General features: G+C 56.5%; 14 protein-coding genes. 6 read left to right on the top strand and 8 right to left on the bottom strand.

Annotation, left to right across the window (positions count from 1 at the left end):
- Positions 1-255 precede the first annotated feature (255 nt).
- Positions 256-843, top strand: coding sequence for a TetR family transcriptional regulator (locus HU748_RS15355; RefSeq protein ID WP_186478091.1), 588 nt, complete (start codon positions 256-258; stop codon positions 841-843).
- 57 nt (positions 844-900) lie between these two features.
- On the opposite strand, the gene HU748_RS15350 is transcribed toward HU748_RS15355, so the two are convergent.
- Positions 901-2,331 (bottom strand): APC family permease, encoded by a 1,431-nt coding sequence (locus tag HU748_RS15350; RefSeq protein ID WP_186720969.1) that lies wholly within the window; start codon positions 2,329-2,331, stop codon positions 901-903.
- Between the two features lie 308 nt (positions 2,332-2,639).
- On the opposite strand from HU748_RS15350, the gene HU748_RS15345 reads away from it, so the two are divergent.
- Positions 2,640-3,860 carry a multidrug effflux MFS transporter gene (locus HU748_RS15345; protein ID WP_186720967.1) on the top strand — a complete coding sequence of 407 codons (1,221 nt, stop codon included), beginning with the start codon at positions 2,640-2,642 and terminating at the stop codon, positions 3,858-3,860.
- A gap of 11 nt (positions 3,861-3,871) precedes the next feature.
- Positions 3,872-4,477, top strand: a complete 606-nt coding sequence (locus tag HU748_RS15340; RefSeq protein WP_186478094.1) for a TetR/AcrR family transcriptional regulator — start codon at positions 3,872-3,874, stop codon at positions 4,475-4,477.
- 113 nt (positions 4,478-4,590) lie between these two features.
- On the opposite strand, the gene HU748_RS15335 is transcribed toward HU748_RS15340, so the two are convergent.
- Together HU748_RS15335 and HU748_RS15330 are read right to left on the bottom strand one after the other, a co-directional pair.
- On the bottom strand, positions 4,591-5,040 hold the full coding sequence (locus HU748_RS15335) for a heme-binding protein (protein ID WP_186720965.1): 450 nt from the start codon (positions 5,038-5,040) through the stop codon (positions 4,591-4,593).
- A 78-nt stretch (positions 5,041-5,118) separates the two neighbouring features.
- A complete protein-coding gene (locus HU748_RS15330; RefSeq protein ID WP_186720963.1) occupies positions 5,119-6,141 on the bottom strand; it encodes an MsnO8 family LLM class oxidoreductase in 1,023 nt (340 codons plus the stop codon).
- A 313-nt stretch (positions 6,142-6,454) separates the two neighbouring features.
- Here HU748_RS15330 and HU748_RS15325 point away from each other — a divergent pair, with 313 nt between their 5' ends.
- From HU748_RS15325 to hpaR, 3 genes are all read left to right on the top strand, one after another.
- Positions 6,455-7,624, top strand: coding sequence for a p-hydroxyphenylacetate 3-hydroxylase oxygenase component (locus HU748_RS15325; RefSeq protein WP_186478097.1), 1,170 nt, complete (start codon positions 6,455-6,457; stop codon positions 7,622-7,624).
- 73 nt (positions 7,625-7,697) lie between these two features.
- On the top strand, positions 7,698-8,639 hold the full coding sequence (locus HU748_RS15320) for a p-hydroxyphenylacetate 3-hydroxylase reductase component (RefSeq protein WP_186478098.1): 942 nt from the start codon (positions 7,698-7,700) through the stop codon (positions 8,637-8,639).
- A gap of 106 nt (positions 8,640-8,745) precedes the next feature.
- Positions 8,746-9,168 (top strand): homoprotocatechuate degradation operon regulator HpaR, encoded by a 423-nt coding sequence (hpaR, locus tag HU748_RS15315; protein WP_186478099.1) that lies wholly within the window; start codon positions 8,746-8,748, stop codon positions 9,166-9,168.
- 162 nt (positions 9,169-9,330) lie between these two features.
- Here the strand turns inward: hpaR and hpaI are convergent, their stop codons facing one another.
- The 5 genes from hpaI to hpaD all read right to left on the bottom strand — a co-directional run bounded on the left by hpaI (position 9,331) and on the right by hpaD (position 13,716).
- Positions 9,331-10,134, bottom strand: coding sequence for a 4-hydroxy-2-oxoheptanedioate aldolase (hpaI, locus tag HU748_RS15310; RefSeq protein WP_186478100.1), 804 nt, complete (start codon positions 10,132-10,134; stop codon positions 9,331-9,333).
- Positions 10,135-10,144: 10 nt separating this feature from the next.
- A complete protein-coding gene (gene hpaH / locus HU748_RS15305; protein ID WP_186478101.1) occupies positions 10,145-10,948 on the bottom strand; it encodes a 2-oxo-hept-4-ene-1,7-dioate hydratase in 804 nt (267 codons plus the stop codon).
- 17 nt (positions 10,949-10,965) lie between these two features.
- Positions 10,966-12,273 (bottom strand): MFS transporter, encoded by a 1,308-nt coding sequence (locus tag HU748_RS15300; RefSeq protein WP_186720961.1) that lies wholly within the window; start codon positions 12,271-12,273, stop codon positions 10,966-10,968.
- Positions 12,274-12,324: 51 nt separating this feature from the next.
- Entirely contained in the window at positions 12,325-12,729 is a 405-nt protein-coding gene (locus HU748_RS15295) for a 5-carboxymethyl-2-hydroxymuconate isomerase (protein WP_186478103.1), read from the bottom strand.
- A 63-nt stretch (positions 12,730-12,792) separates the two neighbouring features.
- Positions 12,793-13,716: a 3,4-dihydroxyphenylacetate 2,3-dioxygenase gene (hpaD, locus tag HU748_RS15290; protein WP_186720959.1), complete on the bottom strand. Its 924-nt coding sequence runs from the start codon at positions 13,714-13,716 to the stop codon at positions 12,793-12,795.
- Between the last annotated feature and the right edge of the window lie 33 nt (positions 13,717-13,749).

Below are 13,749 nucleotides of genomic sequence, written 5' to 3'. Positions count from 1 at the left end.
GTGACAGCGGACGTTGCACGCTGCTAAGTCAAAACTCTACGTTTGTTTAGTTTTACCGTCAATGGTATTTTGGCCAGAATTCGTCCTACCCGAGTAGGAAGCCTCCAACTGCCTTCGGTGGTGAGAGCGACCTACGTGCTCCGGCATTAGGTTTTGTGCGACCATCGGCGGTCTGATCGCGGCTTGAGTTGCGCATGGTTCGCCCCAAGCACTTGCTTGGTACGGCTTGAATTAGGATCTGTAGCGAGTGTTGATATGACGGAGCAAGCTAGTCGATTGCCGTATGGGGAAGGTCGTGAGGCATTGATGGCTGCGGCGATCGATGTGGTAGCGGAAAAGGGTTTACGCGGTGTGACCTATCGCGCGATTGCGGGGCGCGCGCGAGTGAACCACACGCTGGTTACCCATCACTTCGGCTCGATTGAGGGGCTGTTAGCAGCTACCATGGAATGGGCTATTGAGCGATCGATCCGTGAATCTGGGCTGGAAAGAATTACGGACTTCGACGAAGCGTTTGCCGACTCTCTCATTGCCTCCGCCTCGCGGGAACCAGAACTGCAACTGTTTCAGTTCGAGATGCTGCTGGAGTCTCGGCGTAGCACAGAAATGCGCAGCCTGGTTGAAAAACTGTATTCGAGCTACATGAGCACGGTGGAGCAGGCGCTGAAGGATAAGGGGCTGGACACGGCTAACGAGGCCGCGATCGCGATCTTCGCGGCTCTCGATGGACTGATGCTGCAATTCCTGACCATCAGTGAGCCGGCGAAGATCCGGGCGGCGCTGATCCACATTGGGCATCTGGTCTCTGCAATTCCTCCCCTACGCAGGCACGAAGATATTTAGCCTGCCTTCCAGGCTACACGGGTCCTCGCTGGGTCCGCGTCACCTTTACCGCTTAGATCAAAAGCTATTATGTGATGTCGGGCCGTTGGGTTGCTGGCGATCTTGCAATTTCCGCACGCCATAGAGAACTACCGAGAGCAGAAGGATACCGATACCCATCAGCAATTCCTTTGTGCCCCCGTAACCTACTAGTTCAGTAGATGCCGCACCTACCAATACGATTAGTCCGGTCAACAGGCTCAGCGCCCAAGCAACTGGTATCCAACCCTGGCCAAGCTTCACTGGTCTCTCCAGATGGGCTGCATCCTTTCGCAGCCACAAGAAGCCACTGAGGGCGAAGAAAATGGACGCAACGTATCCAATGTTGGCGGTGACCAAAATGGCTAGAGGAGACGAGAGGAGGAAAATCATCCCAATGTTCAGTATCACGGCTACGGTCATGCACCGCCCTGGCACTTGATGCTTGTTCAGTATGCCCAACTGGCGAATAGTTAAACCGTCTAACGCCATCCCGTACAGCGCTCGTGAACCATCGGCAAGGGATGCATTGAGGCCCATGAATAGGCCTACCAATAGGGTGCCGACGAAGAAGCTGCTGTACTCATTGCCAAGAATCGCGTCGAAAGCTCCGATAAAGAAACCATTTGGGTTGTCGATGGCCGCCTGCTGGTCGGCCAAGCCGCCAAGGCTGAACGCCACCGCTGCGAAAGCCGCGACGGTATATAGTCCGGATGTGATGAGCGCCATGCGCATATCACGCTTGCTACGGTACTCGGGTCCGAATGCAGCACACATTTCTGTCCCGTAAGCACTCCATGCTATGAGGAAGAGCCACATCAGAGCGGTACGGCCAGTAGTCCAGTCGGTGGCAGGCAGGCGATCCCAAGCAGTCTGGAAGTGGGAAAAACTCCAAGCATCGCTGTAAAGAGGGGCGAACGCTAAGACCAAGATGGGGATCAGCAGTAGCACGCCCATATATTTCGAAACGGAAGCCGCCATCTGAACGCCGAGACGGTTGAATTGCCAGAACACCAGGATCAGGCCGGCGCCGATGAACTGTGCCAGACCGATGCTTACAGAGCCGAGCTGATAGCCCCACGTTTGATCAGCAAACCACTGCGCTTGAATCAGTGAGCCAGCACTGACGCCTACAATCGCAAGGACCGCCGACCAGCCCATCCAATAACCGAAGGATGCGATGGGACCAACCAGCGTGCAACGGCGCTTCCAACCCTCCGTTGCGATCATGGCGATGCCGCCCGGCTTGTCGGGATACATCGCAGTGACTTCAAGAAATATCCAGTTTTGGCATGCTCCAATTGCAGCGGAGCCGACCCACAAAACCAAGGCGCCGATAGGGCCTAGGGCGCCGAGCGCGAATCCAAATGAAGCAAAAATAGAACCAGAGACCGCCATGGAGAGCGCGAATGCGTCAGTCCACCGAAGCGTTTTGGAGAGATGGGAGGGGTTATTTTCGTTATTAGCCATCGACAGGCTTCCTGGGAAAGGTTGGAGGCACGTTGATTACTACACAGGCTGCGCAGCTGATACATGACTCACAGTGACCGTCGTTTGCGCTTGCGTGCCAAAAGGCAGACCAACTGCAAAGCTGGATTCTTTACAGAAGGTTAGCTGCCTCAAAAGGCTTAACGAGCAGTTCTCCCAGGCTATTACATCATTAGGTTACAAAATCCGGAGGATGCTTCGACAGATTCCTTGACTATGAAATTTGATGAAAATAGGATCGCCCAGCATCACGACCGACCGGTCGGTAGTTTTAATGCTGGAGCATTTATATGAGTGGATCTGTAATCTGCCCGGTGCCCGTTCGCATCGCAGTAGCGGTAGGTTTGATCGGAGCCTTGGGGCCATCAGCAGTCGACATGTACTTGTCGAGCCTTCCTGAAATCTCACGCGAATTTGAGACGAGTTTTGCGAGCGTGCAGTTAACGCTTACCGTCTTCTTGTTAGCCATGGGGGCGGGTCAGCTCCTTTTTGGGCCTATCGTTGATGCATATGGTCGACGCAAGCCTCTTCTTGCTGGCCTTGCCATTTTCACCGCGTGCGCCCTTGGCGCTGCTTGGGCCTCGTCGTTGGAAATTCTGATCGGGTTCAGATTTGTCCAGGGGTTGGGGAGCGCAATGACACTCGTGGTCACCATGAGCATGGTCCGTGACATCAGCACTGGGGTGGCTGCCACCAAACTGTTTGCCATGTTGATGACCATCGAGGGAGTGGCACCAATCCTTGCCCCCGCTGCGGGTGGTTTCGTGGATGCGCATTTTGGATGGCGGGCAGTGATGCTGGTGCTGGCGGCTCTCGGAATCGCTGTGTTGATCAACAGCTGGTTCGCGCTTCCTGAGACGCTGGCTCCTAACAAGCGAGCACCATTGAGCATTGGCGCGGCGTTTAAAACGTACATGGCGATTGCTAAAGATCGGAAATTTTTGATGCCAGCCCTGGCGGTGTCGTCCGTATTCTTTTTTCTGTTCGCCTACATTGGCGGTGCAACGTTGGTGTACCAGGAAAGCTACGGTTTGAGTACTCAGCAATTCGGACTGCTGTTTGGCGCTACTGGTGTAACGATCATCTTCGGTGCGATGGTCGCCGGTAGAATGGTGAGCAGCCTAGGTCTGGGTAAATTGTCCATGCTGGGGGTTACATGCATGGCGATAGGTGCGACGATTTCCCTAGGATCAGCCGCTTTAGGTGTGGGGCTGACGGGAGTGGTGACAGGGATGGCTATCGCACTTTTTGGTCTGGGTGTTGCTGAGTCAACACTGATGTCGCTGGTAATGTCATCGCAGGAGAAAGCGTTGGGTTCAACAGCGGCACTCTTGGGCGCATTCCAGCTTTCAATTTCCTCTACCGCCACACCGGTTGCCGGCCTGGTACTGGAATACGGGCCAGTGGCTTGGGTGGGCCTACTTGCTGCCAGCGCTTTCGTCGTATGCCTCCTTACCAAGATAAGCGTACCTAGTTCGGCTTCTGAGACTTACAATCTCGCGGAACACTGAGCGGAGGCTGCATGACGTATAAAGATCTGAGCGCAACGGCTGGGCGCATTGCCCAGCTTGCACTCAACCATTTTGCTGAGCGCGGTTACGACGCGGCCTCCATGAATGATATTGCCGTGTTGGCTGGGCTCAAGAAGGCTTCGCTTTACGCTCATTTCGAAAGCAAAGATGCTCTCTACGTCACTGCACTGGAGATAGCTCTGGATGCGGAAATCGGCTACGTGCGTGCTCATTTTGCCAACAGAGAGGGGGCGAGCGTTGTACCAGGCGAAGGATACTGGTCTCAACTCCGCGATCGATACACGCAAAATGACTCACTGCGATTTCTGTTGAGGGCAGCGTTCTACCCGCCTCATGCGCTTCGACAAACGGTTATGTCGGGCTACGACGTCTATTTGAGAGTGCTCCGAGGCTGCTTCACGAAAGTCTGCGTGGCTGAGCGTCAGCATCTTTCAGCTGAGTTCGAGCACTGGCTGGTGGAGGCCTACATGGCGGTGATCGACAGTCTGACTGTCGAGCTGATTTATGGAAACGATGATGGTTACCGGCGACGGATAGAGGCCTTCAGTGGTCTGTATGTATGGGCGAGCCAAGCTGCGACGGCCAAGAATCGATGACCAAGGATCTAACCGGATATCTGATTGCGGGGGCTTGATCCTCTTGTGTCGCGAACTGTTTCAGCTGGATGCGGAGGCGGTTATGCACCTCTGCATCTCACTCAAGCATGAACTCAGGTCACGTTCACAAACACAAGATCACCGATGCGCTGTGCTGCTGCTTTGGCGCAGAAGACGTCATTCGCCTCACTTGATCCAGACACCCCGATGGCGCCAACGACTTGCCCATTGACCAGAAAGGGTTCGCCGCCGCCAAACAGGGCTATGCCTGGTTGAAGAGGAAGTCCAGTTTGTACAGCCGCAGAGCAGCCTTGCAGGCGATCTGTCCACTCTGACGTGGAACTGGCGAACCCAACGGCGGTTAGCGCTTTATTCAAAGCGATAGCTTGGGATGGGCGTGGCGCCCCGTCCATATGGCACATAAGAATTGTCATGCCACCAGCGTCAACGATGATTAGGCTGACTTTAACGCTCAATAGTTGCGCTTGCTCGATAGCGGCTTGCATCCCTTGGATGGCTAGGTCGAGCGTAATCGTCGGTTGCTGCCTCAACCAAACAGTCATTCTGTTGTACCTCGTCGACGAGTGAATACGTATTGTCGCTAGCAAATGACGCTGCGTCAGTGCCGTGGCGATGTGGGCTCACCTGGCACATGAACCATTCGCGGTCGCAAGTAGACGGTAGCTCCGAATTCGATCATCTAGGCTATGCGTCACGGTCACGATTCCAACTTCGTCGCTGCCGAAAGCATGAGCCAGTTCCTGGATTTTTTTATGGCAGTTTTCGGGTGATCCAACCACCATGTCGCCAAGCGTGGCATCGAATTCTAAGCGCTCTAGTTGGGTCATTTTCTGGTAACGCGTCCTAACCTCAGAAGGGGACAGAAGACGCTCCCGTGGAGCCCCCGCCGCCATCATTTTTCGGTGCACAGCGGTACCGGCTATAAAACGCGCTTCTTCGTCTGTCTGCGCGCAAATTACCGCCAAGGCGAGGAGTCGAGGAGGGGACGCCCCATGGCCGGCCTTCTGGTAGACGTCGGCGTGATACTTGAAAAAGGCGGGTGAGCAAAACCGGGGAGCAATGAACTTCGCTAGCGCCAACCCCATTCCCAGTTGGCCGGCCAGATCCGAACTTCCGCCACCAGACCCGAGCATCCACAGTGAGGGCATGGTTGACGCTTCAGATGGGATCGCCAGCGCTGAATACGGGTGATCAGTTGGAAAGCTACTCCGGATGAAGGCGCAGAGTTCGGCCGCCTGCTGAGGAAAGCGATCCTCATGAGTGAGAGTTCCTGGCGCCGCCAACGCCGCAGAGCTGAGGTGATTTCCTCCAGGTGCGCGTCCGATTCCTAGATCGATACGTCCTGGGAACAATCCTCCTAGCAATGAAAAGGTCTCGGCGACTTTGTAAGGGCTGTAATGAGTGAGCATCACGCCACCGCTGCCGATCCGCATCCGATTGGTGGCGCTCGCAATTCGAGTTATCAAAACCTCAGGAGCGGCTCCTGCGAACTGGATACTGTTGTGGTGCTCAGCCAACCAATAGCGGTGATAGCCCAATTTTTCGCATTCGATTGCGAGATCTACTGATGTCGAGGGCGCGGTTACCGAGGTGCAATTTTCATGGATGGGTGTTTGATCAATTACGGTCAGGCGCAAGGTCACAGGCGTGCTTCCGTCATACGGTAGGTTGTGCGCAGATCGAGCTTCGAGGCCAAAATCTCACTGATCTAGCTTAGGGGGCCCGAATCCACTGCTTTGTTCAAATGTTAACGAAACCTTCAGGGGGCTGCGACAGGAACCGAATATTTCCCATGAAAAGTACAATTTTCCGCTCGTAACGTGCATTTCAGTCGGGAAGGTGGCGTCACATACTGGATTGGTCATCGAGCATAAGGCGAGCTGAGTTGGCTTACGCACCTACATGGGCGGGCACCAGCTGCCGGGTAATAATTTCCCAATAATAAAGAGACCATCCATGAAAAAGCCCAATCCGCTGCTGGAAGATCTGAAGTCCGTCCTGCCTACCATCGCGGCCAATGCTCCGCAGGCGGAGAAAGACCGTTGCGTGCCGGCCGAGAACATCGCCTTGCTAAAGGGCATCGGTATGCACCGAGCCTTCTTGCCAAAAAAATTTGGCGGCATGGAAATCTCGCTTCCTGAATTCGCGGAATGTATCGCTGTCCTTGCAGGTTCTTGCGCAAGCACTGCTTGGGCGATGAGCCTGCTTTGCACCCATTCGCACCAAATGGCGATGTTCCCCGCCAAGCTTCAGGAGGAGGCGTGGGGAACCAATCCTGACGCGACTGCCAGCAGCAGTATTGCCCCCTTCGGCCGTACGGAAGAAGTAGAGGGTGGAGTGACCTTTAGCGGTGAAATGGGTTGGAGTTCTGGATGCGATCACGCTGAGTGGGCGATCTTGGGATTCCGGCGTAAGAACGCCGAAGGTACCCAGGACTATTGCTTCGCCGTTTTGCCGCGTAGTGACTACGAAATTCGTGACGACTGGTTTGCCATTGGCATGCGTGGCAGTGGTAGCAAAACCCTCATCGTCGAGAACGCCTTTGTGCCTGAGCATCGTATCCAGAAGGCAAAGGACATGATGGAAGGTAAGTCGGCTGGGTTCGGTCTCTACCCAGACAGCAAAATTTTCTATGCACCTTACCGCCCTTACTTCGCAAGCGGCTTTTCTACAATCAGCTTGGGCGTTGCTGAGCGCATGCTGGAGGTATTCCGTGAGAAGACCAAGAATCGGGTGCGTGCATACACCGGCGCTGCGGTTGGCGCTGCTACGCCTGCCTTGATGCGTTTGGCTGAGTCTACTCATCAGGTAGCCGCTGCTCGCGCTCTGCTTGAGAAGAGCTGGAATGAGATCGCCGACTACAGCGAGCGTCATGAATATCCTGACCGCGGTACGCTGGCGTTCTGGCGAACCAACCAAGGCTACGCTACCAAAATGTGCATCCAGGCGGTCGATCGCTTGATGGAAGCAGCCGGCGGTGGGGCTTGGTTTGAAAGCAACGAGATGCAGCGCCTCTTCCGTGACTCCCATATGACTGGGGCTCATGCGTACTCGGATTATGACGTCTGCGCGCAGATCCTCGGTCGCGAACTGATGGGCTTGGAGCCCGATCCTTCGATGGTCTGAAGCATCTTCGCGACTCTACTGACCCATAAAAACAATGAGAGCAGGCTACTAGCGGCCTGCTCGGGAGTCTTGCATGGCATCTGAAAACGTAGATTTTGAGTTTGACGCGCGCGCGTTCCGTCGCGCCCTGGGTAACTTTGCCACTGGCGTAACCGTGATTACGGCTCGCGATGCTGATGGCCGCCAAGTGGGGGTTACCGCCAATAGCTTCAACTCGGTGTCGTTGGACCCGCCGCTGATTCTGTGGAGCATCGACAAACGATCCGGTAGCAACGACGTTTTTGAATCGGCGACGCATTTTGCTGTAAACGTTCTGGCAGCTGATCAGATCGACCTCTCCAACAACTTTGCTCGGCCGAAGGATGACCGTTTCGCTGATATCGAATATGAAGCGGGCGTCGGCGGAGCCCCGGTGTTCGAGGACTGCTCAGCGCGCTTCCATTGCGAGAAATACCAGAAGCTGGATGGTGGTGATCACTGGATTCTGGTCGGAAAGGTATTGGCCTTCGATGACCTAGGCCGAGCGCCGCTGCTCTACCATCAAGGCGCCTACTCCATGGTGCTGCCGCACACCCGTATGACAAAGCGCGAAGAAGGGCAGCCGCCTAGCAGCAATTTCCAGGGGCGTTTGAGCCACAACCTCTACTACCTCATGACCCAAGCGCTGCGTGCGTATCAGGCGAGCTACCAGCCTCGCCAGCTCTCGACCGGACTGCGTACCAGTGAAGCGCGGATGCTCATGGTCCTTGAGAATGACGCCGGTCTCAGTCTCACAGATTTGCAGCGTGAAGTCGCAATGCCTGCCCGAGAGATCGACGAGGCCGTCGCAAACCTGAAACGCAAAGGCCTAGTGGAAGATGCTGGCGAATGTGTGCGGCTTACCGTTAAAGGTGTCGATGAAACAGAGGCGCTTTGGACGATCGCAGGTGAGCAGCAGGAAAAGGTATTCGGCCAGTTCAGCAAGGAGCAGGTTGAAACCTTTAAGGAAGTACTCAAGGCAGTCATCCGGACTTGACCTCTAGCTAAGTACAAAACGGCGCTCAGGCGCCGTTTTTTTGGACCGTGAACTGCGCGTTGCGTAGCTGCGAGACGCCGTTGATTGGTTCTAAATGGATGCCTTCATGATTAAGTTCCGGCCATCGCTGACCCTAAATTTGCTCCAGGCCAGAGAGGTTGCCATGCGATTTTTCCGCCCTTCATTGAAGGAGCATGGGCTGACCGAACAGCAGTGGAGGGTGATAAGAATTCTGCATGAGCAGGGGCCAATCGAGATTCTGAAATTGGCAGATTTAGCCTGCATTCTCGGCCCAAGCATGACGGGGGTTGTCTCACGCATGCAGAATGCGGGGCTCGTGGTGAAGCGGAAGGTTCATCACGACCAGCGGATCGTATTGGTTGACCTGACTGTGGCTGGCTTGGAGTGCTTCGATAGCATGAGTGCCCGCATGAACGATAGCTACCTGCGCCTGCAAGATCAGTTGGGCGAGGAAAAGCTAGAAGTATTGCTGGGGCTTTTGAATGATCTTAAGCATCTGAAGCGCTGACAGCGCAAGATGTGAATGTGCTGGAGAGGGTTGGCTCTGTCGTCGGGCGAATGAAGTTAACGATGCAGCTGGCCTATGTTTCCAGTCCGAAAATCAATCCTTACCGGGTGTCCGAAAAGGGCAGGCAAGGCGAGATTACGCCTTGCCTGCTCCTGATGGGTATCAGTAAACACCACCAGCAGTGCTGTCGAGCGTTGGCAGCTCTTTGAACTTGCTCGCAAGCGTTTGCAAGCCACGCATCAGTACAGTGGTATCCACGCCTACTGCAACAAACGCTGCACCTAGCTCAATGTAGCGTCGAGCCAGTTTTTCATCCGCACTGAGAATCCCGGCAGCCTTGCCTGCCTTGCCGATTCTTACGATTGCATCCTCGATGATCGCCTGGACTTCTGGATGACCAGGATTTCCGCGATGACCTAAAGCTGCGCTTAAGTCAGCTGGCCCAATGAAAACGCCATCTACGCCCTCTACAGAAAGAATCTCGTCCAGGTTTGCCAGACCTTCCTTGTTTTCAATCTGCACCAGCAGGCACATTTGCTCGTCCGCGAGATCCAGATAGCCCGGGATGCTATTCCAACGAGACGCACGAGCTAGCGCACTCCCTACACCACGAATGCCACTTGGGGGATAGTGAACGGCTCTCACCAACTGCCGTGCCTGCTCCGCGCTTTCCACCATTGGCACAAGAAGAGTCTGTGCGCCGAGATCCAGAACCTGTTTGATGAGTGCAGTGTCGCCAATCACTGGACGAATCACCGCCTGGCTAGAGTAGGGCGCCACCGCCTGCAACTGTGAAAGCATGCCGCGCAGATCGTTGGGCGCGTGTTCGCCGTCGATCAGCAGCCAGTCGAAACCGGCATTGGCGGCCAGCTCTGCGCAGTAGGCATCTGCCAGGCCGAGCCACAGGCCGATCTGCGGCTTACCATTGCGCAGGCGTTGCTTGAAGTGATTGATGGGCATCTCCATGGTCAGGTCCTCAAACAAAGCGGCAGGCGATTGAGCCGAGCATGTCGTAGTCGACGTGGAAGGTGTCGCCAGGGCGCGCAGCGACCGGGCGGGTGAAAGAGCCACCAAGGATGATCTGGCCGGGTTGCAAGGTCACGTCGTACGGGGCCAGCTTGTTGGCCAGCCAGGCAACGCCTTTGGCTGGGTGGTTGAGCACGGCGGCGCTGACCCCGGACTCCTCGATCACTCCATTGCGGTAGAGCACCGCCGGCACCTTACGCAGGTCGATCTCGGTAGGACGCACGGCGCGGCCTCCCATGACCACGCCGGCATTGGCCGCGTTGTCGGAAATGGTGTCGAACACCTTGCGGGTGGCCTGGGTTTGCGGATCGACCTGCTGGATGCGCGCGTCGATGATTTCCAGTGCCGGGATTACCCATTCGGTGGCGTCCAGCACGTCGAACACAGTGACGTTGGGGCCCTTCAGCGGTTTGCCGAGGATGAACGCCAGCTCCACTTCAACGCGTGGCACGATGAAGCGCTCGAAGGGAATGTCGCTGCCTTCGTCAAACAGCATGTCGTCAAGCAGGGCGCCATAGTCAGGTTCGGTGATGTTCGACGATACCTGCATCGCACGGGAGGTCAGGCCGATCTTGTGGCCCACCAGCTTGCGGCCGGCGGCAATCTTTTTTGCCACCCAGGCGCGCTGGATTGCGTAGGCGTCCTCGATGGTGATTGCCGGTTGGTCCAGCGAGAACTGGCGCACTTGCTCGCGGCTGCGCTCAGCCTGGTCAAGGCGTTCGGCGGCTTGTTGAATGAAAGCATTGTCTAACATGGTTAAAGTCTCTTGATTCAAGGATTGACGATGGCGGCTTGGGTGCGCAGCACCAGCAGGGCGCCTATGGCGATGAAAATGGAAAGTACGTACAGGGCCAGGCTCGGACTGTGGGTTGTGTCACGCACCCAGCCAATGAAGTAGGGGGTAGCGAACGAGGCGATGCTGCCCAATGAGCTGATCAAGGCAATGCCCGCGGCTTGAGTGCGCGCATTAAGAAACGCAGGCGGAAGCTGCCAGAACATCGGCAGTGCGGCACTTGCCCCCATTCCGGCCAAAATCAAGCCGGTCAGTACTGGAAGTGGCTGCTCGGGTGCGAGGGCTGCAATGGTGATCCCGACGGCAGACATCAGCAGCGGCACGCACAGGTGCCAGCGTCGTTCACGCCTGCGGTCGCTAGAACGGCCGCACGCAAGCATGAACAGACATCCGGCCAGGTACGGCACAGCGCTGAGTAATCCGACGGTGGCGTCACTGGCAATCCCTGTACCGTGAATCAGGCTTGGCATCCAGAAAGCAAGCGTGTTGACTGCCAGCATCACTGCGCAATAGACCGCCACCAGCAGCCACAGCGCTGGGCTTGCGAAAATGGCGCTGAACGAGGTCATTGGCTTGCGTTGTTCTTCCACACCAAACTGGGTGCGCAGCGTGGCTTTTTGCTGCACGCTCAACCAGGTCACGCGCTCGAAGTGCTCTGGCAACACGGCCAGTACTACTAGGCCTAGCAGAACTACTGGCGCGCCTTCAAGCAGGAACATCCACTGCCAGCCACGAAGCCCGGCGGTATCGTGCATGAACGCCAGAATGGCCCCGGAAACCGGCCCGCCGACGACTCCGGCCAAGGGCACGGCTATGGCGAACAGCGCAGTGACCTGGGCGCGCCGCCCGGCCGGGTACCAGCGGTTGAGGTACACCAGGATGCCTGGGAAGAACCCGGCCTCGGCCGCGCCCAGGGCAAAGCGCAACAGGTAGAACGCGCTGCTGCTTTCGATCAGCAGCATGCTGGTCGACAACAGCCCCCACACCACCATCAGGCAGGCAATCCAGCGGCGTGGGCCAACGCGGTCGAGCATCAGGTTGCTGGGGACGCCGAACAGTGCATAGGCGATGAAGAACAGCCCGGCACCCAGGCCGTAGACCGTGTCCGACAAGTGCAGGTCCTGGCTCATCTGCATCTTGGCGAAGCCGATGTTGATGCGGTCCAGGTGGGCGAACAGGTAGCACACCAGCAGCAACGGCATCAGCCGCCATGTGACTGCCCAGTGGGTCGAGTCGGCCCGTTCAATTTTCGTCTCGCTGTGCGAGGCTTGGTCAAGTGTGCTCATGTTCTTGTACTTATTTTGAAATGAGTCAGGAGAGTGTTTGATTCAAAAGCGCTAGCGATTGAACAGCGGGTGCAAGGTGCTGTGTTTGGCGTCGTAGACTTGGGCGGTGCTTTGGTCGATCTGTAAGGTGATGCCGACCGGGCGCTGTTGCAGCAAAGGATCCAGACGGGTTTTGAGTACCGCCAGCAAGTTGTCCCCCACTGCCTTGTGAACATCAGAACTACGGCCTGCGCCCATGCGCAGGTTGGCGTACAGGAATCCATACTCCCCTTTGCCGTCGGCCACTGCGCAATGCGCGGCAGGATAGGCCAGCACACGAGTGCCGCCAGTTGGGAACACGGCTTTGCCACTGGCATCGCGCTGTTCGAGCATGGTGTCTGCCAAGGCGCGGCAGAGACCTGGAATGTCGGCGTCGGACTCCAGGTCGGGGGTGTAGAGCAGAACCAAATGTGGCATGACGGGCATCCTCGGCTAAGCGCAGCTGGCCATTAGCAGGAGAGCCAGCTGCGGACGGGTAGGTTAAAGGCGGCTGGTGGAAACCACAGAGGCTGGATTGGAGGCCTGCGCGCCAGGGATGGCAGAGCCGTCCTGAGGGGTGACAGGGAAGATCGCGTTGATCTGGCCGGTTCCCGACGAGCCGAAGTAGGGCGTCACCACTTCCGCCTTGCCATCGTATTTCGACCAGCCGAGAACACCGAGCAGCATGGCGGTGTCATGCATAAAGCCTTCACCGTGGCCTTTGGCGGCGTACTCTGGGAGCATCCCGCAGAAGGCATCCCATTCGGCGTTCTCCCACATGTTCACCACGCGGTGGTCCAGGGTCTCCAGGAACGGGCTCCAGACCTTGGTGGCAAAGTCAGGTGCCTGGCCGTTCTGCGCGAAACGATGGGACAGCGAGCCGCTGGCCAAGAACGCCACGGTACCGTCGTAGTGATCTTCTACCGCCTTGCGCATGGCCCAGCCAAGACGGGCGCTATCAGCGAGGTAGTGCGAGGTGCACAGTGCCGAAACCGAAATCACCTTGAAGTGGTTGTCTTTGTTCATATAACGCATTGGCACCAGAGTCCCGTATTCCGGGCCTAGCGTTGTAGCGTGATGCGCCATTGTTTCAACGTTGAAGCGGTTGCATTCCTCAGCCAGAATCAGTCCCAGTTCCTTGTTTCCAGGGAACCCATATTCCATATTGCTGATGAAGTGCGGCAACTCGTTTGAGGTATAGACTCCCTCGAAGTGATCGCCGCAGAGAATGTGGTAGTTGGCATTGACCAGCCAGTGGGTGTCGAACACCACGATGGTGTCCACGCCCAGCTCACGGCAGCGTCGACTGATCTCGTAGTGCCCGTCGATTGCGGCTTGACGGAACCCTTGTCGCGGGCCCGGCAGCTCGGACAGATACATGGAGGGTACGTGGGTGATTTTGGCTGCAAGTGCCACTTTGCCCATGACAAAACTCCTTATTCTTGTGGATCCCGCGGC

It is taken from the genome of Pseudomonas sp. RW3S2 (genome assembly GCF_014268955.1).
GTDB lineage: Bacteria > Pseudomonadota > Gammaproteobacteria > Pseudomonadales > Pseudomonadaceae > Aquipseudomonas > Aquipseudomonas wayambapalatensis.
Note: the sequence above shows the minus strand (reverse complement) of the source record. Positions and strands in the feature narration are given on the sequence as shown.

Coding starts and splice junctions, on each gene's coding strand:
- HU748_RS15300 (WP_186720961.1), bottom strand. CDS start 12,273: ATGAGCACACTTGACCAAGCCTCGCACAGCGAGACGAAAATTGAACGG.
- HU748_RS15295 (WP_186478103.1), bottom strand. CDS start 12,729: ATGCCACATTTGGTTCTGCTCTACACCCCCGACCTGGAGTCCGACGCC.
- HU748_RS15335 (WP_186720965.1), bottom strand. CDS start 5,040: ATGACTGTTTGGTTGAGGCAGCAACCGACGATTACGCTCGACCTAGCC.
- HU748_RS15355 (WP_186478091.1), top strand. CDS start 256: ATGACGGAGCAAGCTAGTCGATTGCCGTATGGGGAAGGTCGTGAGGCA.
- HU748_RS15350 (WP_186720969.1), bottom strand. CDS start 2,331: ATGGCTAATAACGAAAATAACCCCTCCCATCTCTCCAAAACGCTTCGG.
- hpaH (WP_186478101.1), bottom strand. CDS start 10,948: ATGTTAGACAATGCTTTCATTCAACAAGCCGCCGAACGCCTTGACCAG.
- hpaR (WP_186478099.1), top strand. CDS start 8,746: ATGATTAAGTTCCGGCCATCGCTGACCCTAAATTTGCTCCAGGCCAGA.
- hpaD (WP_186720959.1), bottom strand. CDS start 13,716: ATGGGCAAAGTGGCACTTGCAGCCAAAATCACCCACGTACCCTCCATG.
- HU748_RS15345 (WP_186720967.1), top strand. CDS start 2,640: ATGAGTGGATCTGTAATCTGCCCGGTGCCCGTTCGCATCGCAGTAGCG.
- hpaI (WP_186478100.1), bottom strand. CDS start 10,134: ATGGAGATGCCCATCAATCACTTCAAGCAACGCCTGCGCAATGGTAAG.
- HU748_RS15325 (WP_186478097.1), top strand. CDS start 6,455: ATGAAAAAGCCCAATCCGCTGCTGGAAGATCTGAAGTCCGTCCTGCCT.
- HU748_RS15340 (WP_186478094.1), top strand. CDS start 3,872: ATGACGTATAAAGATCTGAGCGCAACGGCTGGGCGCATTGCCCAGCTT.
- HU748_RS15320 (WP_186478098.1), top strand. CDS start 7,698: ATGGCATCTGAAAACGTAGATTTTGAGTTTGACGCGCGCGCGTTCCGT.